The sequence below is a fragment of the Rhodanobacter sp. FW106-HT46G03 genome (assembly GCF_058789895.1).
Window position 1 is genome coordinate 69587 of the sequence record NZ_JBYTCC010000001.1, and the last position, 20833, is coordinate 90419.

17 protein-coding genes are annotated in these 20833 nt (G+C 65.7%); 10 read left to right on the forward strand and 7 right to left on the reverse strand.

The genetic code is table 11. The features are described 5' to 3' along the window. Nucleotides 1-279 precede the first annotated feature (279 nt). The 6 genes from AC3WP6_RS00330 to AC3WP6_RS00355 all read left to right on the forward strand — a co-directional run bounded on the left by AC3WP6_RS00330 (nt 280) and on the right by AC3WP6_RS00355 (nt 4809). Nucleotides 280-984 carry an MBL fold metallo-hydrolase gene (locus AC3WP6_RS00330; RefSeq protein ID WP_492625813.1) on the forward strand — a complete coding sequence of 235 codons (705 nt, stop codon included), beginning with the start codon at nt 280-282 and terminating at the stop codon, nt 982-984. Beyond that, complete coding sequence (locus AC3WP6_RS00335; RefSeq protein WP_492628611.1) at nt 984-1778, forward strand: sulfite exporter TauE/SafE family protein; 795 nt, start codon at nt 984-986, stop codon at nt 1776-1778. The genes AC3WP6_RS00330 and AC3WP6_RS00335 overlap by 1 nt, the downstream gene beginning before the upstream one ends. A gap of 251 nt (nt 1779-2029) precedes the next feature. Then, nucleotides 2030-2524: a hypothetical protein gene (locus AC3WP6_RS00340; protein WP_492625814.1), complete on the forward strand. Its 495-nt coding sequence runs from the start codon at nt 2030-2032 to the stop codon at nt 2522-2524. Nucleotides 2525-2652: 128 nt separating this feature from the next. Further along, nucleotides 2653-3564: an IS1595 family transposase gene (locus tag AC3WP6_RS00345; RefSeq protein ID WP_492625815.1), complete on the forward strand. Its 912-nt coding sequence runs from the start codon at nt 2653-2655 to the stop codon at nt 3562-3564. A gap of 17 nt (nt 3565-3581) precedes the next feature. After that, nucleotides 3582-4337 (forward strand): hypothetical protein, encoded by a 756-nt coding sequence (locus AC3WP6_RS00350; RefSeq protein WP_492625816.1) that lies wholly within the window; start codon nt 3582-3584, stop codon nt 4335-4337. Beyond that, nucleotides 4327-4809, forward strand: a complete 483-nt coding sequence (locus AC3WP6_RS00355; protein ID WP_492625817.1) for a type II toxin-antitoxin system VapC family toxin — start codon at nt 4327-4329, stop codon at nt 4807-4809. The genes AC3WP6_RS00350 and AC3WP6_RS00355 overlap by 11 nt, the downstream gene beginning before the upstream one ends. Nucleotides 4810-5089: 280 nt before the next feature. On the opposite strand, the gene AC3WP6_RS00360 is transcribed toward AC3WP6_RS00355, so the two are convergent. Next, nucleotides 5090-5662, reverse strand: coding sequence for a hypothetical protein (locus AC3WP6_RS00360; protein ID WP_492625818.1), 573 nt, complete (start codon nt 5660-5662; stop codon nt 5090-5092). 326 nt (nt 5663-5988) lie between these two features. Here AC3WP6_RS00360 and AC3WP6_RS00365 point away from each other — a divergent pair, with 326 nt between their 5' ends. Both AC3WP6_RS00365 and AC3WP6_RS00370 read left to right on the forward strand, forming a co-directional pair. Beyond that, a complete protein-coding gene (locus AC3WP6_RS00365) occupies nt 5989-6348 on the forward strand; it encodes a hypothetical protein (RefSeq protein WP_492625819.1) in 360 nt (119 codons plus the stop codon). A 7-nt stretch (nt 6349-6355) separates the two neighbouring features. Continuing rightward, entirely contained in the window at nt 6356-7045 is a 690-nt protein-coding gene (locus AC3WP6_RS00370) for a cytochrome b/b6 domain-containing protein (RefSeq protein WP_492625820.1), read from the forward strand. Between the two features lie 42 nt (nt 7046-7087). Here AC3WP6_RS00370 and AC3WP6_RS00375 read toward each other — a convergent pair whose 3' ends face one another. From AC3WP6_RS00375 to glk, 5 genes are all read right to left on the reverse strand, one after another. Continuing rightward, nucleotides 7088-9097 (reverse strand): S1 family peptidase, encoded by a 2010-nt coding sequence (locus AC3WP6_RS00375; protein WP_492625821.1) that lies wholly within the window; start codon nt 9095-9097, stop codon nt 7088-7090. A gap of 134 nt (nt 9098-9231) precedes the next feature. After that, nucleotides 9232-9972 carry a sulfotransferase family protein gene (locus AC3WP6_RS00380; RefSeq protein WP_492625822.1) on the reverse strand — a complete coding sequence of 247 codons (741 nt, stop codon included), beginning with the start codon at nt 9970-9972 and terminating at the stop codon, nt 9232-9234. 37 nt (nt 9973-10009) lie between these two features. Continuing rightward, a complete protein-coding gene (locus AC3WP6_RS00385; protein WP_492625823.1) occupies nt 10010-12319 on the reverse strand; it encodes a beta-N-acetylhexosaminidase in 2310 nt (769 codons plus the stop codon). Nucleotides 12320-12462: 143 nt separating this feature from the next. Beyond that, the gene (locus AC3WP6_RS00390; RefSeq protein WP_492625824.1) at nt 12463-15189 is read right to left on the reverse strand and encodes a TonB-dependent receptor; all 2727 of its coding nucleotides are present in this window, start codon (nt 15187-15189) and stop codon (nt 12463-12465) included. Nucleotides 15190-15270: 81 nt separating this feature from the next. Beyond that, on the reverse strand, nt 15271-16368 hold the full coding sequence (gene glk / locus AC3WP6_RS00395) for a glucokinase (protein WP_492625825.1): 1098 nt from the start codon (nt 16366-16368) through the stop codon (nt 15271-15273). Nucleotides 16369-16869: 501 nt separating this feature from the next. On the opposite strand from glk, the gene AC3WP6_RS00400 reads away from it, so the two are divergent. Both AC3WP6_RS00400 and AC3WP6_RS00405 read left to right on the forward strand, forming a co-directional pair. After that, a complete protein-coding gene (locus AC3WP6_RS00400; protein WP_492625826.1) occupies nt 16870-18153 on the forward strand; it encodes a sugar MFS transporter in 1284 nt (427 codons plus the stop codon). Nucleotides 18154-18267: 114 nt separating this feature from the next. Then, nucleotides 18268-19317 carry a LacI family DNA-binding transcriptional regulator gene (locus AC3WP6_RS00405; protein ID WP_492625827.1) on the forward strand — a complete coding sequence of 350 codons (1050 nt, stop codon included), beginning with the start codon at nt 18268-18270 and terminating at the stop codon, nt 19315-19317. Between the two features lie 223 nt (nt 19318-19540). On the opposite strand, the gene AC3WP6_RS00410 is transcribed toward AC3WP6_RS00405, so the two are convergent. After that, nucleotides 19541-20815 carry an EAL and HDOD domain-containing protein gene (locus AC3WP6_RS00410; RefSeq protein WP_492625828.1) on the reverse strand — a complete coding sequence of 425 codons (1275 nt, stop codon included), beginning with the start codon at nt 20813-20815 and terminating at the stop codon, nt 19541-19543. Nucleotides 20816-20833: the final 18 nt, after the last annotated feature.

Consider the following 20833-nt stretch of genomic DNA (forward strand, 5'->3'; position numbering starts at 1 on the left):
GTGCGGCTCTTCTTCAACGGCGCGTGGCTCTTTTTCGGCCGCGCCTGGCTCTGCGCGGTCGGTTGCCGGCTCTTTTTCGCCGAAGCCGGCCGGTTTCCCGCGCGCGCCGGGGCGTCGGGATGGTGTTCCTCCCCGTGGTGCAGCTTCCGGTCCGGTCGCCCTCGGGAGGGTTTGCGCCGTGGCGGGCAATTTGGCGGCGGGGTGGTCCGTCGACATGCCGTACGGGGTATATGTGCTGTACTTGGCACCCGAGCCACGTGCACACCCAGGGGAAGCACGATGTTGTTTCGCCAGTTCGCCGATCCCGTCTCCCACACCTATACCTACCTGCTTGCCAGCGCCCCCGGGCGCGAGGCGGTGCTGATCGACCCGGTCAGGGATCGGGTCGAGCACTACGTCCGCGCGATCGAAGAGCTCGGGCTGCGGCTGGTGAAGGCGATCGACACGCATACCCATGCCGACCACATCACGGGGCTCGGCCTGCTGCGGGTGCAGACCGGCTGCGCGACGGTGATGGGGCAATACACCAAGGCCGACTGCGTTGCGGTCCGGGTCGGCGATGGCGAGGTGATCGACACCGACGGCGTCAGGCTCAAGGCGCTGTACACGCCAGGCCACACGGACGAGTCGTTCAGTTTCGTGCTGAATCCGGACACGCCGCGCGCGGTGTTCAGCGGTGATGTGTTGCTGATCCGTGGCACCGGCCGTACCGATTTCCAGAACGGCGACCCCGGCGCGTCGTGGGACTCGATCACGCAAAAGCTGTTCGCGCTACCGGACGCGACGCTGGTGTACCCCGCGCACGACTACAAAGGCTGGACCTGCTCGTCGATCGGCGAAGAACGTCGCCACAACCCACGCCTCGCCGGCAAGAGTCGTGACGAGTACATCGAGATCATGAACCGGCTCGACCTGCCCCATCCCGAACTGATGGATGTGGCGGTTCCCGCCAACCTCCATTGTGGCCTGGACCATCCGCATTGATCGTTGCCCTGGTGGTGGCAGGCGGGCCGCTGCAGATCGTTGCCGCGGTGCTGTGCGGCGGGCTGGTGGGTTTCTCCCTGGCCTTGACCGGCGGCGGTGGCTCGACCCTGGCCGTGCCGCTGTTGCTGTACGTGGTCGGCGTGCGTGATCCGCACATGGCGATCGGCACCAGCGCGCTTGCCGTCGGGCTCAATGCCTATGCCAATCTGATTCCGCACGCGCGTGCCGGGCATGTGCAATGGAAGGCGGCCATCATCTTCACCGCGCTCGGCATTGTGGGTACGTTCGTGGGGTCGGAAATCGGCAAGAAGGTCGACGGCCAGGCATTGGTCGGCCTGTTCGCGATCCTGGTGCTGGTGGTGGCCGTGCTGATGGTCAAGCCGCGCAAACAGGTCGCGAACCCAACCGCCAGCGGGCCGCCACGATGGCTTGCCACACGGCTTTCGGGCACGGGTCTCGGCGCCGGCGCCATCGCCGGGTTCTTCGGCGTTGGCGGTGGTTTCCTCGTGGTGCCGGGGCTGATGCTGGCGGCGCGCATGGACATCATCAACGCCATCGGTACCTCGCTGTTCGGCGTGGGCAGCTTCGGCCTGACCACCGCCCTCAACTACGCCCGCTCCGGTCTCATCGACTGGGCCATCGCCGGCGAGTTCATTGCCGGCGGCATCGCCGGCGGCTGGATCGGCGCCTTGCTGGCACACCGCCTTTCCGCCAAACGCGGCGCGTTGCACATCACTTTCGCGACGCTGCTGTTCGCCATCGGCGTGTACATGCTGATTCGAACTTATGCATGAGGACATCGCCGCCATGCAGCGTGCACCGGCTGGCCAGCACGCCGTGGCGGGCTGAAAGCGCGGCAGTGTCGATGGCATGCACCCACCGCGGGGCTCGCGCCGGGTCGCCGGTACCGGTGACGGTTTGTCGGCGGGGTGTTCGCCTACGCCGTGGCGACGTTTCCGCCTACGGGTGGCGGGCGGGGGGGCGCGTTACGCTGCGGCACCGGCCCACGGGCCAGCTCGTCCGCAACCTCATCAACGGAGTGACCATGCCTCAGAACCTGATCGATATCGACTTCAACACCGATGCGCTGGCGGCCATCGACAATGCCCTGACGGCGCTGGAAACCGGCCTTGCCCCACTGATCGCGCTGACACCCGACCAGCGCCACGGGCTGACCAAGATGGGCGACAAGTCCGAGGCGTTCTGCCGGCAGGCCGGCCACGTGTTCAGCGATAACCCCGGCGTGCTGCCGCGCAATTTCGACTTGGCCGGTTACCAGCGCGACATCGCCACGCTGGATGCGCTGCGCCCGCGCCTGGTGCGCCTGGGCAAGCTGCACCAGCGCGGCGTCGACACCGAGATGGCGGTCGGCAGCGACCTGATGACCAACGCGCTGGAGGGCTACGCCGTGCTGAAGGTGGCCGGCAAGGGGCAGGGACTGGACGAGGCGCGCCGCGCCCTGGCCGCCCGCTTCGCCCGCGGGCCGCGCAATCCCGTACCGGCGAGCGAACCCGCACCGAGCGAGCCCGTGCCGGCCTGAAGCCCGCTCGGTTTCATCCGCCCCGAAACCAAGGAGGCCCCGTGCGCGGGGCCTCTTTTCTTCTCGGACGATTATATACTTGCCAAACCAAAGGATCGGCGTACGCTGCGCTTTAGCGGGAGCAAGACATGAGCGCCGACCTTTTCGCACCGCACTTCCAAGACGCTGACAAGGCCCGCGCGTATCTGGAAGCATTGCGGTGGCCGCGCGGCCCGGTCTGCCCGCATTGTGGTGCTGAAGGCGAGCACTATGCGTTGCAGGGCAGAGCGCATCGCCCCGGCTTGATGAAGTGCAAGGATTGCCGTAAGCAGTTCAGCGTGACCGTCGGCACCGTGTTCGAGAGCAGCAAGATTCCGCTGAACAAGTGGCTGCTCGCTGTACATCTGATGTGCGCCAGCAAGAAGGCCGTGAGCTCGCACCAGATCCACCGCATGCTCGGCGTGACCTATAAGTCGGCATGGTTCATGACTCATCGCATCCGCGAAGCCATGAAGTCGGGTAATGCCGGACTGATGGGTTCGGGCGGTGGCACCGTTGAAGCTGACGAAACTTATTGGGGAGATCAGGGCAAGCAGTCGAAGGGCGCTCGCGGCTATCAGCACAAGATGAAAGTGGTGTCGCTGGTCGAGCGTGGTGGCGAGAAGCGAGGCATCGTGATGAACGCGGTAAACACCAAGGCTCTGACTGCTGTTCTAGAGGGAAACGTGAGTAAGTTTGTCCGTCTGATGTCTGGCGAGCATGCGGGCCACACCAAAGCTGGCCGAGAGCTCGCATCCCATGACCAGACCCACAATAGTGCCGGACTGTACGTGGAAGGGAACGCGCACTCCAACACAGTCGAGCCCAGCCTTAGTCTTCCGAAGCGCGGATTGATTGGGACCGTCCATCGTGTGGGTAAAGAGCACCTGCAACATTATGTGACTGAGTTCGACTTCCGTTGGAACCATCGCAACGTATGCGACTTTGAGCGCACTAGCTACGTACTGGCTCAGGTCGGTGAACGCCGCCTTACCTACAAGCACTCATCACCGGAAACCTAGAAATCCCGGGAGCGGCCATGGCAATTGATTCCAAGAAGATTAAAACGGACATCACCCTCGAATTAGATGAGGATGAGATCACTGTCGCCGAATTTTCGTCTGCGTTTGACAATTTCATCGGCCTTGTTCGAGAAGTTAGCAAATGCGTGGATGCAACTGCGCCGCGCGAATGGCTGGTGAAGGTTTACCCGGGAAGCGCTGGTATTGGCTTGTATCCGAAACCCGGCCAGTCGGCGGGGACGCTTCATGCCGTTCGTGCCGCTGTCCTAGACGGGATGGATGCACTTGCTAAAGGACGTCGTCCAGTGACGTTCACCGACAAGGCAATAAACCACGCGAAAATTATTAGTAAGATTTTTGAGAAGCGGCAAAGACCTACCAGCAGTGTTAGGCTTTGGAGCGGAAACAACAAGTCTATCGCCGTCAAGCGGCAAGTCGCTACGGAAGCATCCAAACTTTTAGATCCAGTCTTTGAGGACTATGGATCTGTAGAGGGGCGGCTTGAAGTTGTCACTGCGCATGGGAAGCTGGAGTGCACGATCTTCGACCCGTTAGGTCAGCGTGCTATTAAATGTGACCTGGCTGAGGACCTGATTGCAGAGGCAGTCGAATCTTTCCGTAAGCGCGTCGAGGTATTCGGTCGAGTGCTCTATCGAAAGGATGGCCTTGCAGTGCGTGTCATAGCTAACCGCATCGTTAGATTCCCCAACGGTAGCGACATCCCCTCTGTCCGCGAAATGCGCGGCATCATGAGGGAGCAGCATGGATCGTGAAACCGTCTATTGGGACTCCAATGCTTTCTTGGGGTTCCTAAAGGATGAGCCAGACAAGGCAGAGGTTTGCGGCCAAGTACTTCAGGCTGCCGAGAATGGGCGACTTGTAATCGTAACCTCTGCCCTAACGCTCGCCGAGGTAATTTATCTGAAAGGAAGCACGAAGCTTCCGAAAGAGCAACGGACGAAAGTCGAGACTTTCTTCAAGGCTGAGTACATTTCGGTAAGGAATGTCACTCGGGCAACCACAGAGCTTGCTCGCGATCTTGTGTGGGATAACAACATTCGCCCCAAGGACGCAATTCACGTAGCGACGGCGTGCCTGTATGAGGTGCCCGTTTTCCATACGTATGACGAAAAACTAATTGCTAGCAGCGGATTGATCCTCGCCGGGCACAAGCTAGAGATCGCCGAGCCATCAATCGTTCATCAAGCGGACTGGATAGATGAAACAAAAGATCTACAGGAATAACAGTAGGGCCGCGGACGAGACAGATCAGTTCGATGCGGTGCTTAAGCGCATGCTAGCAGCGCCTCCTGAGCCACATAGGGCAGCCGCGAAGCCACCCAAGCTTAAGCAAAAAAAGAAGCTCGCCTAAGGTGGGCTTTTTCACATGCGACGGACACATGGTCCGTACGGGTTTGTCATGTATACAATTGCCTTTTTTCGTGCAAGATTGGAACCGAAGCCATAACGGTGCGGGGGAGGGTGGAACGGCGACAATGACGGCGGTTTAATTTCCTCGGCCCCTTTAAGAGCACGGGGCGTCGGGTGACGCGGGGATCGAAAGCCGAGGCGCGGAGCAGGCTCGCTCAACGGCCAGAGCCGCGGAATAAGCCGCTGCGCCTGGATTGGTCAGGGACACGGTCCAGTGCGAAGTCATATAGCTGGCGTCGCTGCCGGGTACGGTCACACTGAAGCCGGAAAGACTCCCGCCTGGCGGGATGAATTGGTCGGCAGTGTCGGCTCTCCATTCCAGGTCAAGATTTGATGTATCCTCGGTGGCGTTCAGATTGACTTTCCAGCCTTGTGGGGAAGACGCTGCTGAAGGTGGTAGCGGACCGGGCTTGGAGTCGAATGGTGCGGTAAGTAATTCAGTCGCGCCATGATAATAATCGAACCCGATTTGTAACGCGGTTATGGGTTGTTTCCCATGATTTACCACGCGGTAGCGGTAGACAGTTTCGTTGTCCAAGGTTTGAGCACTGACCATCACGCCAACTGGAGGTATCCCTTGGCCGCGTGCATTGCCAACGAGAAAGGCGCCAACCAAGCACGTCAGGCACTGGATCACCATAAACTTTATCGCAGGCTTCTTATCCATATGCTCCGCGTCCTTCGCTGGTATTGAGAGTGGACCTTGTCTGTCGTCCGGAACGATCGGTATAAACGACACCGTGCCGCGAACACATCTGTATTCTGCGTGAGGATATGAGACGGGAGCAATGAAGGCAGCTTGATTTCCCTCGTTTCTTTAGTGCTTTTTGTGCATGACCGGGCGGGCGCGATCCGTGGGCACTGGATCGGCGCGCAGCGGTTGTCATCGGCAGACGCTCGGGGCGGTACCGCGTGCCAGGGGCGATCTGGATCAGTTGGTCGCGCGGCGTGGCGACTACCATGCAGGGATTCGCTCTGATCGGAGGCTGCGTCATGTCGATGGGTCGTTTGCGGTTGCGGGGGGCACTCGTGTGTGCTGGTTTGGTGTTTGCCGGGGCTGCGGTGGCGGCCCAGTCGCCATCGTTCGGCATTACCGCGCCGGCGGCCGGGGCGACGGTGAGCAGCCCGGTAGCGATTGTGGTGGCGGTGCAGAATGCCAAGATCGGCAAGCCGACCGACGGGCCCGACCACTTGCACGTTTCGGTGGATGGCGGCCCGGCGATGGCGGTGTACCAGCCCGGCCCGGTGGATCTGTCGCTGCCGGCGGGCAAGCACACGGTGGAGGTGGAGCTGGCGGGGCCGACGCATGCGGCGCTGCTGCCGCCCAAGAGCGTGACGTTCACCGTCCGCTAGGCGTGCCATGAACGCGCCCCGGATACTGCGCCACGGCCGGCGCGCGCGCTGGCTGCACGGCGCGAATGCCGTCGTGCTGCTGACCCTGGTGGTGACCGGGCTGGCGCTGGGCGACTGGCTGCCGGTGCGCTGGGTGGCGCTGGCGGGCGGCCACGATGCGATCAACGGCCTGCACCGCGTGCTCGGCCTGGCGTTCGTGCTGGCGGCGCTGGTCGTGCTGGCCGCGCTGTGGCGCGGCACCGTGTGGCTGGCGGCGACGCTCGCCCGCTTCCGGTGCGGCGATGCGCGCTGGGTGGGCGCGTATTTCCGCGCGCTGCTGCGGCCGGCGCGCGCACCGGCGCCGTGGCATGACGGCTGGTTCGATCCGCTGGAACGGCTGGTGCTGGCCCTGCTGCTCAGCGTGACCGTGGTGGTCGGCGTGAGCGGCGTGTATCTCTATTTCCTGCCGTCCGCGCCGCTGTGGGTGTTCCTCGTCGCGATCCGCGCGCACGTGTACGGCGCGTGGCTGCTGCTGGCGCTGCTGGCGGTGCACATTCTCGCCGGCCTCGGCGTGCTGCCGACCCATCGCGGGCTGGCGCGCGCGATGTTCGGCGACGGCACGGTGCCCGCCGCCACCGCGCACCGGCTGTGGCCGGGGTGGGCGGCGCGGAAGCAGGCGGCGCCGGAAGCGGATGGCGCCCGCGAACGTCGGGGGTGAGCGCCCGCGCCGCCCGGACTGCGGGCGGCGCCGGCAACGCCCCTAGTGCTCGCGCACCTGCAGGTCTTTCGTCAGCACGTCGAGCTTGGTCTTCATCTCGGCCTGTGGCGGGGCGCCGGTGGCGCCGTAGAAGGCGGTGTACAGCACGGTTGGCGTGGCCACACCGGGCGCGCCGGCCACGCCGTCGATGCCCATCTGCCCGTTCTGCGGGTTGGCGACTGCGTTGTATGGGTACTCGCGGGCGGCGATCTTGCGCCACAGGCTGTCGAAGTTGGTGTCCAGCCCCGCCGGCGGCGCCATGTGGCGTTGTACGTTCACCTCGTACTGGTCGTCGTTGGCGGTGTTTTTCCACACGTTGACGATGCCGGCGTCCCAGGTCGGCTTGCCGCCGTCGAGGAAGAACCGGAAGCCCAGCCACAGCAGGTTGTCCGGCGCGACGGTCTGCAGCGACGACGGGTAGCTGAAGGTCAGCCGCGGCGAGCGGTAGCCGAAACGCTGGCCGTAGGTGTAGTCGAGGTGGATGTCGTGCATGACCGCCGGCAGCAAGGCCGGGTCGGCCAGGAACTCGCGCCACTGCGCCAGTGTGCCCGCGTAGGTGGCGTAGACGAAGCTGCTCATCTCATCCAGATCCAGCCGCGAGTCGTGCCATTCCGTCGGCGGCAGGAAGCGCATCAGCATCACGCTGCCGTCGGGCACCGGCAACGTATAGGCCAGCACCATGCGGTTGGCATAGGGCAGTGCCCAGGCGTCGATCTGCCACGGGCGCTGCCAGCGGTCGCGATGGGTGGCGGAGCGAATCGGCTTGCCGAGCGAGGTGATCTTGATCTTCTGGCCGGCCACCATGCGCTGGAACAGGCCGGTGCGCGCCAGCAGATCCATCCGGGTCTGCGCGTCGGCGTAGAACTTGGCCGCGGGAATGTCGTCGGGGCGGCGCAGGTGCACCAGCCCGTTGCGCCCGGCCTCGCCGATGCGCACGTAGCCATTGTGGTCGAGCGCGAAGTATTGCGACCCGGTATTGCTGAGGCCCCATTCGCCATCGCTGCCGCGCACGATCAGCGACGGGAAGCTGTTGAGGATGGTCTGCTGGTAGAGCAGCCGCCGCGAACCGGCGCCGTTCGGAAACAGATTGGCGGACTCGTGCGCCAGCAGCGACTGGAATTGTTTCTCGCTGTAGGCGGAAAACCGCGCCCCGAACTCGCGGTAGAACGCGGCGAGGTCGAGCGGCAACGCAAAGTGGGCGTCGAGGTTGCCGTTGGACACCGCAGTGAACAGGTCGAGCTGGTAGGAGCCGCGGGCGGACATCCGCGCCGTGTCGGCCGGCGCGTTCAGCAGCTCGCCGATCGGCAGCGCGTAGTTGAGGTTCTCGTTGGCCGACTTCATCAGTACCACGCCGACCACCTTGCCCTGCTGGTCGAGCAGCGGGCCGCCGCTGTTGCCGGGCGAGGCGGCGGCGGAGAAGCGCAGCCATTTCCACGCGCCGTCCTGCGGCTCGGGGGTGTCGGAGGTGTACAGGCCGTCGCGGATGACGATGCCGGTGCCCAGTGCGTTGCCCACGGCATACACCGTGGTGTTGGGTTGCGGCCGCGGGTCGAGCGCGAGGGTGGCGCCGCTGGCCGGCGGCGTCGCCAGGGTGAACACCACGAAGTCGCGGCGCAGGGCGAACTTTTCCACTTTCGCGATCGGGTACACGTGGCCGGCGCCGTCGCGCAGCGCGGGCGGTCCCCACAGGCTGTCCAGCCCGGCCAGCAGCACGTGGCCGGCGGTGACGTAGCGGCCGTTGCCGATCGCGAACGCGGTGCCGATCGAGTGGTACTTGTCGGTGCGTTGCTGGTAGGGCAGCAGGTCGAGCGGCAGCGGTTTCTCGTAGCTCAGCGGATCGTTGGTGGGCTTGGCCTGCACCACCTCGAACGTGGCGGCCTCGATCTTCGGCAGCAGCGCGGCGTCGAGGGTGGCCGCCCGCGTGGTGGTGGCGACCAGCGCCAGGGCGGCGCAGACGAGCGCCGTGCCAAACCGCGAAATGCCACGGAGTGCCGCCGGGTACCAAGCGTGCATGGGAGTCCTTTGCGGATGATGGCCGGCGGCACCCCTATGCCGCCGCGCCGGACGCATCTTGGCATACCGCCGGGGCGCGGACACCCGCCGTCACCGCCGCGATCCCGGGCCCCCGAAAACGGAGCGGCTGGGCCTTACGGAAAAAACCGGATGGCCGCGTAGACCGCCGTGGCGACCACCACCGCGGCAAGTCCCAGGATCACGTAGGCGCCGCGCGTCATCCCGCGGATGATCTGCTGGAACTGCGCACGGTCGTTGACCTGCGGGAAGGGCGTCGGCGGCACCGGCACGCCGATGAAATCGCACAGCGGCTGCCAGCCCTCGTTCACGCGGAACACCAGCAGCCGATCCGGCGGCACCGCCGCCTGCACGTCGGCGATGTGCTGGTGGTAGTCGGCGATGGCCGCGGCACGATTGCCCATGGTGCCGTGGTGCGCGCGCTGCCAGATCAGCTGGTGGCACACGTCGCCGAGCTTGCGCGCGAACGGGGTGACGAGCTGGAGCACCTTGAACTGCCACAGTGACTCGGTGAAATAGATCGTGGCCCGGGTGCTGTCGTACCACGCGTCGGCGCCGCCGGGGTGCAGCGACAACACCACCTTGGCGTCGGGATAGGCGGCGACGAGTTCGCGCCACACGCTGCTCGCGGGGTTGTCCACCGCGGCGGTGTAGCGGGAAAAGACGGTTTCCCAATCGTGCTGCGTGCCGGCGGGCGCGTTGGCCACCGTGCGCCAGAAACCCAGATGCGACTGGTTGTCCTTGTTGTCGAGGACTTCGGTCATGTGATAGCACGGGAACCCGAGCTGCCGGAGGGCCGTGCAGAGGGACAGCGTGCCGGTGCGACCGAAGCCGGCGCCGATGATTTTCAGGGGCATGGCCGGTTTCCCCGCCTTCCGGCAACGCGCTGCTGTCTCACTTCAGCGTGATCTCGCCGGTGGCGTACAGCGGGCCGCTGACTGGCGCGGTGTAGGCGAGGCACAGCGCGTGTTCGCCCGATTGCGCGGGCAGCTTCGCCTCGAGCGCGAACTGGCGACCGCTGTGTGCGGGGTCGGGCAGCGGCATGCTGGCCAGCACCCGGCCTTCGCAGGTGTCGGCATGTACCACCAGCTCGCCAAAGCGCGTGGCATGCGGGCGCGAAACCACCATTTTCTGGTCGTGCGCGAGGGCAAAGTTGCGCGGCAGCCGCACCGCCGCCACGTGGATGCTGGTGACGCCGTCCAGCACCGTGGCCGGGTACAGCTGGCAGGCGTCGAACACATTGACCGCGTAGACGGGCTGGGTGCTGGCCGCGTCCGGCAGCGGTTGCAGGCGCAGGCGGAAGTTGCTGCCGGAGCAGTTGGCCAGGGCGGTGCCGGGCAGGCTGAGCAGGGCGGCGTGGCTCAGTACGCGCTCACGCGGCGCGGCCAGTTCGCTGCCGTCGGCGAAGCTCGCGGCGCGCACCGTGGTGGGCAGTTTCACGTTGACCGGCCCGGCGTAGCGCGGCGAGGTGACGGTAGGGGTGGAACCGTCGAGCGTGTAGCGGATGCTGCCGAAACCGGTCTGGTTGGCGAGCGTCAGGGTGGCCTTGCCGGTGGCGAGCGCCACGTTGCGGTCGACGCTGGCCACCACCGCAAAGGCACTGTCGGCATACGGGATGTCCTGTGCGCGATAGCGCGCGAGTTGCGCCGGCAGGCGCGCCAGGAAGCTCTGCCAGTTGTTGCTGGTGGCCGGTGACCATGCCACTTCGCTGAGCGCGTCGAGGCGCGGGAAAGCGGCGTGGTCCACGTGCGCCATGGTGGGCATGTGCTCGGTCCAGATATTGGCCTGGATGCCGAGCACGTGTTTGGCCTCGGCGGTGCCAAGCACGCCGGGGATCGCCTGGAAGCCGTACACGTCGCGCAGCGTTTCCAGCCCGTCGCGGCCGGCAAACTCGTCCGGCAGGGTGCTTTGCAGGTTGTCCAGATACAGCGCCGGCGCAGGCGACATCACCACGTCGTGGCCGGTGAGCGCGGCCTTGATCGCGCCGTCGATGCCACGCCACGACATCACCGTGGCGTCTTTCGGCAGGTTGTCGCCGTCGAGGATTTCGTCCCAGCCGATCAGCTTGCGCCCGTGCTTTTCGAGGTACCCGCCGATGCGGCCGATGAACCAGCCTTGCAGCGCGTCCTCGCTGGTGATGCCGAGCTGGCGCATCTTGGCCTGCACCGCGGGCGAGGCCTGCCATTGATCCTTGATCGCTTCGTCGCCGCCGACGTGGATGTAGGTGGACGGAAACAGCGCCATCACCTCGTCGAGCACGTTGTCGATGAAGGTGAAGGTGTCGTCGTTGACGTTGTAGAGATACGGATTGATGCCCCAGTCGATCGACACCTTGGGCCGTTTGCCGGTGACGCCGTATTGCGGGTACGCCGCCACCGCGGCCTGCGCGTGGCCGGGCATGTCCAGCTCGGGCACGATGGTGATGTGGCGCGCGGCGGCATACGCCACCACCTGCCTGATCTGCGCCTGGCTGTAGTAGCCGCCGTAGCGGTCCGGCTCGCCGTCGCGCCCGGCATCCGGCGGGGCGCGCCACGCGCCGATCTTGGTCAGCTCCGGGTAGCGCTTGATCTGGATCCGCCAGCCCTGGTCGTCGGTCAGGTGCCAGTGCAGCACGTCGAGCTTGTGCTGCGCCATCTGGTCGATGAGCCGCTGCACGTCGGCCACGCTCTGGAAATGCCGGGCGGAGTCCAGCATCAGTCCGCGCCAGCCGAAGCGCGGCCAGTCGTGGATGGTGGTGGCGGCGAGCGTCACCGCGCCGCGGTGCGTGTCCGGCGTGAGCAACTGGTACAGCGTGACGGCGCCATAGAACACGCCGGCATCGTCGCGTGCGGAGACGCGGATGCCTTGCGGCGTCACCGCGAGCGCGTAGCCCTGCGCCTGCGCCACTGGCGCCTGCGGGTCACGTTCGAACGTGATGGCGGGTGGGTTGGGCGTGGCCTTGGCGGTGAGCCGCAGGTGCAGCGCACGGGTGCGGTTCAAGAGATTGATGAAGTAATTGGCCGTCTGTTTGGTCGCCGCGCTGGCGTCGCCCAGGATCACCGGCGTGTGCGCATCCACCGTGAGCTGGCCGGACTGCGGCGTGATCTGCGCCGGCAGCGGGATCAGGGCGGGCGCGGCCGCGTCTGCGGCGTGGGCCGCCAGCGGCAACATCACCATGGCGAATGCCAACGCGGCACAGCGGGCAAGCAGCAAGCGGTAACGCATGGGTATCTCCAGCAAGGACGGCCAAGCATGCCACTCACGCGCGCTTGCCGGGCAAAAAGACGGGCCCGCAAGAAAACACCGGGCCCGCTCGGGGAGAGTGCAGGCCATCCATGGCCTGCGGGTTGTCGCGGTACAGCGCTGGATCAGAACTTCAAATGCGCGTTCAAGTAGTACTGCCGGCCGTTCATGTAGAACGAGGTCGGGATGGCGGTGCTCTGGTAGTACTTGATGGTCGGGTTGTTGAGGTTCAGCGCGTCCAGGCTGAAGCTCAGCGATTGTGTGGCCTTGTAGCTGACCGATGCGTTGAGCGTGCCATAGGCCGCTTGGTAGTAAGGCACCGCGCCCTGCAGGCCGATCAAGAACGCCGAGCGCCAGCTGTAGCCGAGGCGCGCATTGAACATGTCGTTCTCGAAGTAGGCACCCAGGTTGTAGGTGTTCTTCGAGGTGCCGAGCAGGTTGTGCGTGCCATCGGCCCAAGTGAAGGATGAGGAGCCGTCCACGTAGGTGTAGTTGGCGTTGACGCCGAAGTACTCGCCGATCGGCTGGTTGTAGGTCAGCTCCAGGCCGGACAGGCGGGCATCGGCATTCAGCGGCACGGCAACCTTGTAGGTTTCGAGCCTGTGGGTCAGTTCGCTGAACAGCTGCTGGTCTTCGGTGCCGAATGCCACGTAGTTCTTCATGTTCATGGAGAACGCGTTGGCGGCCAGCAAGCCGCGTGGCATGAAGTACCACTCCAAGCCGGCGTCGAAGTTGGTTGACAGCACCGGCTTCAGGTGTGGGTTGCCGCCGCCGCCAGTCCGGGTCAGATCCGAACCCCATGCGGATGCGCCGAGCGAGGAGTAGTCCGGCAGGGTCTGGGTCTGCGACACCGCAAAGCGGGCGAGCAGGTTCTCGCCCATGTCGAACTTCAGGTTGAAGCTCGGCAGGAAGCGACCATAGTGGTTGCTGTAGTGCTTGCGGTTCCACTCGCCGAACAGACTGCTCACATCCGGATTGGCAATCGTGGTGGCGGCATACGTATCGATGTTCTGGCCGATGTTGACGTAGCGCAGGCCGGCATTGCCGCTCCAGTTGTCGCCCTGGAAGTTGGCCTGGAAGTAGGCGGCGGCGTTCTTCTCGTTCACCGCCCACTCGGCGCCGTAGTTGTGGCGCCCCGTCGGGCCGTCATTGTTTGAGAGCCAGGTAGCGACGGAATTGACTGCATTGGCCAAGGCGGACTGGGTGTAGAACCACACATTGCGCGGGAATTGGCCGCCGATACCCTGGGCAAAGTTGCCCGGATAGTTGCTGGTGGCCGCACCGGCAAGCGCACCCTGAAGGTCGCCGATGCTGGCGCCTTCCGGGGAGATGGTGGAGCGATCGTGCCTGGCGTAGCGGATGCCGTAGTTGAACGAATCCACCCAGCCGCTGTTAACGTACTGCGTGAAGTCGGCAGTCAACCAGTTTTCCTTGTCGCTAGCCTTGACGAGTTGATCGCCCCAGGTGCCGAGGCTGGTCACCCCGGACGGGGTGCCGTTGCCACCGACGTTCCAATCCACCGGCGAGCCGTTGCCGTGGGTAGCCCAGCTCGCGCCGCCGCCGTTGTTGGCGGTGACTTCGGCGATGAACTGTTTGGGCGTGATGCCGGTGCCCTTGGTGGTGCCGACCTGGAACTTGGCCGACAGGTTGTCCGATGCATTCCAGTCGGCATCTGCGGTGTAGTAGTAGGTCTTCGCCTGGGACTCGCGCGCGATCATGTCGTACACGGTGTAATCGCGGCCGGCCTGTGGCGCAAACTTGGCGTTCGCGAGGATGCCGTTCTGCACAGTGTATCCAGGGTTGGGGGCCTGACCTGGCTTCAGGGTGCCGTCGGGGTTGGTCCCGTCGTTCAGGATATTCCCGCCCCACAACATGTAGTTGCGGTTGTAGTTGTTGGCGTCGAGCTTGGAGTAGAAGCCGCTCAGGCCCAGGGTCAGGTCGTTGTTTGGACGGAACTGGGCTTCCAGCAGGCCGCCGGTGCGCTTGCGGGTCTGGGTGAACAGCGTGGAGCCGAGCAGCGAGGGCGCCCATACGTTGGCGAGGTCGGGATGAGCCAGCGCCACGGACGAGGTGGGGTCGATCTGGAAGAAGCCGCTGGGGAGCTCTTGCGCCTCGCGCTGCAGATGGCGCTTCTCGGAGAACACCTGGGCCAGGACGCCGAATGAGCCGTCGTCGTTCTTCCAGTTGAACAGGCCCGAGAACTGCGGGTCGGTCTTGGACGCGGTGCTGGAGTACACGCCGCCGATGCTGGCGCTGGCGGTGACCTGCTTGTCGAAGTCCAGCGGCTTGCGGGTGATGATGTCCACGTTGCCGGTGGTGCCGCCGTCCTGGAAGCGCGCTTCGGAGGACTTGTGCACTTCCACGCGGCTGACGATCTCGGACGGCAGCAGGGTGTAGCTCACGCTGCGGCCCACGGTGTTGCCTTGGCTCAGCACGAACCAGTCGGCCGAGCCGACGCCGTGGCCGTTGATGAGCGTCTGGGTGAGGCTGGGGCTGGTGCCGCGCAGGCTGACGCGGTCGGCTTCGTCGAAGCCGCCTTCCTGGGCGCTGGAGGAGCTGATGTTGACGCCGGGAAGGGAGCGCAGGGTGTCGGCCACGTTGTGTGCCGGCAGTTTGCCGACGTCTTCGGCGGTGACCACTTCGATGTTGGAGTTGGCGTCGCGCTTGATGTCGAGCGCCTTCTCCTGCGAGGCGCGGATGCCGGTGACGGTCACCGTCGACAAGGTCTTGGCCTGATCCTTGTTGGCCGGCTTGGTGGTGGTGCTGTTGTCCTGCGTCTGCGCGAAGGCGCCGACGGACAGGCACAGGCCGACGACGACACTGGTGGCCAGCAGAGTCTTGCGTTGGTTCATGGTGTCCTCCCCTCAGAGGTTGGGTCGATCCGGTTGGGTGCAGCGGTACACGGTTGGTGGACGGGGCACGGCGCGGTGGCGCTAGAGCAGCGGGACATTCCCCTTTTCCGGCCGCTCGTTGAGAAACCAGCCGGCGGCGCCGATGACGCCGAGCTGGCCGTGTTCGATCAGTCGTACGGGAATCTTTTGCAGAAAGGCGCGCATGGCGCCCTTGTCGAGAAAGCGCTCGGCAAACTGGCTGGCGCGCAGGTAGGTGTGGATTTGCGGCAGGATGCCGCCGGCCAGAAAAACGCCGCCGCTGGCGCCGTAAAGCATGGCGAGGTCGCCGACGAAGCTGCCCAGGAGGCCACAGAAAACCGCCAGGGTTTCCGCCGCGGTGGCGTCGTGGCCGGCAAGCGCCGCGCTGGTGATCTCGGCCGGCGTCATCAGGGTGATGGGAACGTCGTTGAGCTCGCACAGGGCGTGGTAGATGTTGCGCAGGCCGGGGCCGGAGAGCGCGTCTTCAAACGAAACGTGGGTGCGGCCGCGGGCCAGGATGCGCAGGATCTCGATCTCGCGCGCGGTGCCCGGCGCCAGAGAAATCTGGCCGGCCTCGGTCGCCAGTACCTGGGCATGGCCGGCGCGCGGCAGCAGCACGGCCGAGCCGAGGCCGGTGCCGGGGCCCATCACCAGCACCGGGCCGCGGGCCGCCGAACGGACAGCATCGATCACCGGCAGGGTGTCGTTGTCGCGCAGGAACTGCGCGGCCCAGGCCACGGCTTCGAAATCGTTGATGACCTTGAGCTGGGTGAGGCCGAGGCCTTCGCGCAGGGCGCCGACCGCGACCGGCCAGGGCAGGTTTTCGTTGACGATGGTGTCGTCCATCAGCACGCCGGCGCTGGCGATGACGCCGCAGCGGATATGTGCACGTGCCGGGCCGAAACCGGCGGCGGGCAGCTCGTCGAGGAAATGGCGCAGTACGGCGCCGAGGTTGTCCCAGTCGGCGCACTGATACCGGCGGTAATGCAGCACGCTGACCGGCTGGTTGCCGCTGGGCGTGCCCACCACCAGCGCCACCCGCGCATGCGTGCCGCCCACGTCGGTGGCCAGGAACGGCTCGTTGCCGGCCACCGCGGCATCCGGCGCAGGGGCCGATGACGGGCGGTGACTGGCGCGGTTTTGGCTGGCGAGCTCGACCACGAAGACATCCCCTGACGCGAAAGGTCATCCACCGGCAACTGCGCGCAGCGCAAAATGGTCGGCAGACGAGACTGGGCGGAGTCTGACCAGTATAAGACAACGTTGTCAAGCGTTGGTGACGAGACTGCCTTGTGGCGCGGCGCGAGGCGTTGCCGGTCGGGTCCGGGCGGCATGGCGTACCTTGGACTCGTGGGGCGCGTGGGTGGCCACGCCAAGCCACGGTCATCGTTTTCAGACGACGGGGAGTACCTTGCATCACGACGGCAAGCAGCACTTGTGCGCGGGGCCGTCGCGCCGCCGGGATCGGGCGTTACCGGGCCAGGTTTGACCTCGGGCCGGCGACAGTTGCCGGGGGGTGCCCGTGCGGGGGAGATGGCAAGTGGTTCAGGGGCACCAGTTGACAACGTTGTACGTTGCGGCCAATAAAGGGCACTTCGACCGCCGCGTGGTGGCCGCTGGTTCGCGCTCGACCGTACCGTCATCAGATTGGGGAGAGGTTTCATGGTTAGCACGCAGGCGGCTGCGCCATCCGAACGCGCCTACATCGGGCCGATGATCGTCATCGGGGTGCTGTTTTTCATCTTCGGCTTCTTCACCTGGCTCAACGGGCCGCTGATCACGTTCGTCAAGCTGGCGTTCCAGCTGCCGGACACCTACGCGTTCCTGGTGCCGTTCGCGTTCTACATCTCCTATTTCGTGTTCTCGCTGCCGGCGTCGGCGCTGCTGCGGCGGATTGGCATGAAAAAGGGCATGGCGCTGGGGCTATTCGTGATGGCGCTGGGCGCGTTCGTGTTTGCCGAATTTGCGACGCGGCGCGAGTTTGCCGGCGCGCTCTCGGGGTTGTTCGCGATCGGCGCGGGCCTGTCGCTGCTGCAGACCGCCTCCAACCCATACGTGAGCATTCTCGGCCCGATCGAAAGCGCGGCCCAGCGGATGTCGTTCATGGGCATCTGCAACAAGCTCGCCGGCATCACGGCGCCGATCCTGATCGGCGCGCTGGTGCTGCACGGCATCGGCGACCTCGATGCGCAGGTCACCGCGGCGGCGCCGGCGGCGCGCGCTGGCCTGCTCAATGCGTTTGCGGCGAAGATCCACACGCCGTACCTGGTGATGGCGGGCGTGCTGGTGCTGCTCGGCATCTGGGTGCTGCGCTCCGGGTTGCCGGAAATCAAACCCTCCGGGGCGAACGACGAGCACGCAATCGGCCACTCCGGGCGCAGCATTTTCAGCTTTCCGCATTTGTGGCTCGGCGTGCTGTGCCTGTTCTTGTACGTGGGTGCGGAGGTGATGGCCGGGGATGCGATCGGTACCTACGGCGCCGGTTTCGGCCTGCCGCTGGACCAGACCAAGTTCTTCACCTCGTTCACCCTCGGGGCGATGCTGGTGGGCTACGTCGCCGGCCTGGTGCTGATCCCGCGCTTCGTGTCGCAGCAGCGTTACCTCGCGGTGTCCGCGGTGCTCGGCGTGCTGTTTGCGCTGGGCGCGCTGGTGACGACCGGCTACCTGTCGGTGGGCTTTGTCGCCGCGCTCGGGTTTGCCAACGCGATGATGTGGCCGGCGATTTTCCCGCTCGCGATCAAGGGGCTGGGGCGACATACGGAGGCCGGTTCGGCGCTGCTGGTGATGGGCATTTGCGGCGGTGCGCTGATCCCGCAGGCGTTTGTGCACCTCAAGGAGGTCATCGACTTCCAGCTCGCGTTCGCGGTGCTGATGGTGCCGTGCTACCTGTACATCCTGTTTTACGGCATGCGTGGCCACCGCATCGGCCAGCACGGCGCCGCGTGAGCGTGCCGATGGCGTGCCGGCGCGGCACTCGCGTTATGCTTTCCGCGCATGACGCCGGCCGCGCACGCGTGGCCGTTCCAGCCAGCATTTCCATGGCGATTTGAGGGTATCCGCTTGCGCAGCACCACCATCAAGGATGTCGCTGAGCAGGCGGGCGTTTCGCTGAAGACCGTCTCGCGGGTCATCAACAACGAGCCCTCGGTACATGTGCTCACGCGGGAAAAGGTGCAGCGTGCGATCGACGCCCTGGGCTACCAGCCCGACCCTTCCGCGCGCAGCCTGCGCAGCACCCGCGCGTACGCGCTCGGGCTCGTCTACGACAACCCCAACCCGCACTACATCATCAGCATGCAAAGCGGCGTGCTGGCTGCCTGCCGCGAGCAGGGCTATGTGCTGCAGATCCACCCGTGCGATTCGACCTCGCCCAAGCTGGCCGATGAGCTGATTGCCCTGGCGGCGCACGCGCGGCTGGCGGGGCTGGTGCTGGCGCCACCGATGTCCGAGCAGGCGGCGTTGATCGAGCGCCTGGCGGCGGCGAAGCTGCACTTCATGCGCATCATTTCGGCGCGCGAAGACCCGGGCGACGGCTACCCGTGCGTGTACGTGGACGACCGCGACGCGGCGTATGCGATCACCGAGCACCTGATCCAGCTCGGGCATACGCGCATTGGTTTTTTGTGGGGCGGGCGCGACCATCGTTCCAGCCCGGAGCGCTACCAGGGCTACGAGGATGCCCTGAAGGATTACGGCATCGCGCTCGACCGCGAGCTGGTGCTGCCGGGCGATTACTCGTTCGACGATGGTTTTCGCGGCGCACGCAAGCTCTTGGCGCTGGCGAACCGGCCGACGGCCATCTTCGGCTCCAACGACGAGATTGCCGCCGGCGTGCTCGCTGCCGCGCATTCGAGCGGCATCAGCGTGCCATGGGAGCTGTCGATTGCCGGCTTCGAGGACAGTCCGTTTTCCAAGCAATCGTGGCCGGCGTTGACCACCGCGCGCCAGGCCACCGAGGAGATCGCGCACGCGGCGGCGTACCGGCTCATTCGCAACCTGCAGCACGAAGCCAACGGTGAGCCGCTGGATCTGTCCGGGCAGGGCTTCAGCCCGGAGCTGGTGGTGCGCGGTTCCACTGCACCGCTGCGCAGCGCCCGGCCCAAGCGCTGACTGGGCCGCTTGCGGGCGGCGGCATCGCTCGGCCGGGGCGCTCGGCTCCGCGTGGCGCCACCGGTTGGAGCTTGTCCAGCGGGAGTCGAGACCGGCCCGGCCCCTCGCCCCAGCCCTCTCCCCGAAGAGGAGCGGGGGAATCGCGGGGTGGAGACTTTGCTCCCCGCAGCCAAGCAACGCCACCCGGCCAGCGGATGCTTTCCCGAATCCCGGCCCGTCGGGCTTATTGCACCTTCTTGCCGCTGGCGCCGGCGTACACCTGATCGGCCCACTGGGTGGCGCCGAGATAAAGCGCCGCGAGTTTCTCGATCCGCTGCGGGGTGACCTCGAGCTTGGTGAGCTCGCCGGCCTCCCACGCGAGGATCTGCTTGAGCACCGCCGCGAACGAGCCGCCGCGGCCGGTCAGCGCATCGTTGATTTCGGGCGCCAGACGCAGCTGGGTCAGGAGGTATTCCATCGGTGCGCACATCAACACGTCGAGCAGCGAGAACAGGCCGACGGTGAACGCCATTTCTGGATCACCCTGCGCCGTGGCCTTGGCCAGGCCCTCGCACATGTGCGCGCGGATCAGCGCCGCGCGCAGGAGCTCTGGCGGGCGATCATCCATGCTGCACATGGCCATGGTGTCGACCCAGTTGCGCATGCGTGAAACGCCAAAGAAGATCGCCGCCTGCTGCACCGATTTGAGCTGGCGCGGCAGTGCAAAGTAGGCGGAATTGACGCACGAGAGCAGCTTGTAGCTCAGCACTGCGTCGTCGCGGACGATCTTGCCCAGCTCGACCGGGCCAGGGTTGGATTCGTGCAGCGCGCCCATCAGGCGCAGCATGCTCAAGCGGTTGGCGGTCAGCACCGGCACCGCAACCGGTTGCGGCACCAGAAGGTAACGGCCCTGCACCGCCTCGAATGGCAACGCGGCGCAGCGATCGAAAATCGCATGGTCGTTCACTTGTCCGGCCACCACGTGCAGACCACGCTGGTGCAGGTCGCGTGCGCGGCCGGCCAGTACCTCGGGCGCCAGCCTGGCCGCATCCAGGCGCACCAGCTGCACCTGCTGCAGCAGCACGCCCAGGGTGTGGGTGGCGTTGGGGTCGAGCGAGCCCAGGTCGAGCAGGAATTGGCAACCGCGCTGCGCCATCTGTTCGATGCGCATCATCACGCCGGGGTCTTCGGCCACCTCCGGCTGCAGCACCACGCCCAGGCGCGGCTGGTGCGCCAGCACGTCGGCATCCACCGGCAACAGATCAAGCGGCAGGTTGAGAAACGCGCGGTTGCCGCGCACCAGCCGGGTCAGTGCGCCGTCAGTGATGGCGCCGAGCACGCCTTGCAGCAGGGCCTGGTCGTCGCCGCCGTCGCGGTGAAACAGGAGTTCGTAGGCGTACAGCTGGCGTTCGCGGTCGAGCAGCGGCACGCGCAGCACCGGCAGCGGTGCATTGGCGGCGGCAAAGATCGGTGCCTCGGCGGAGGCGTCGGCGTGGGAGGAGGCAACAGGTGAGTTCATGATCGATCCGGCATCGCG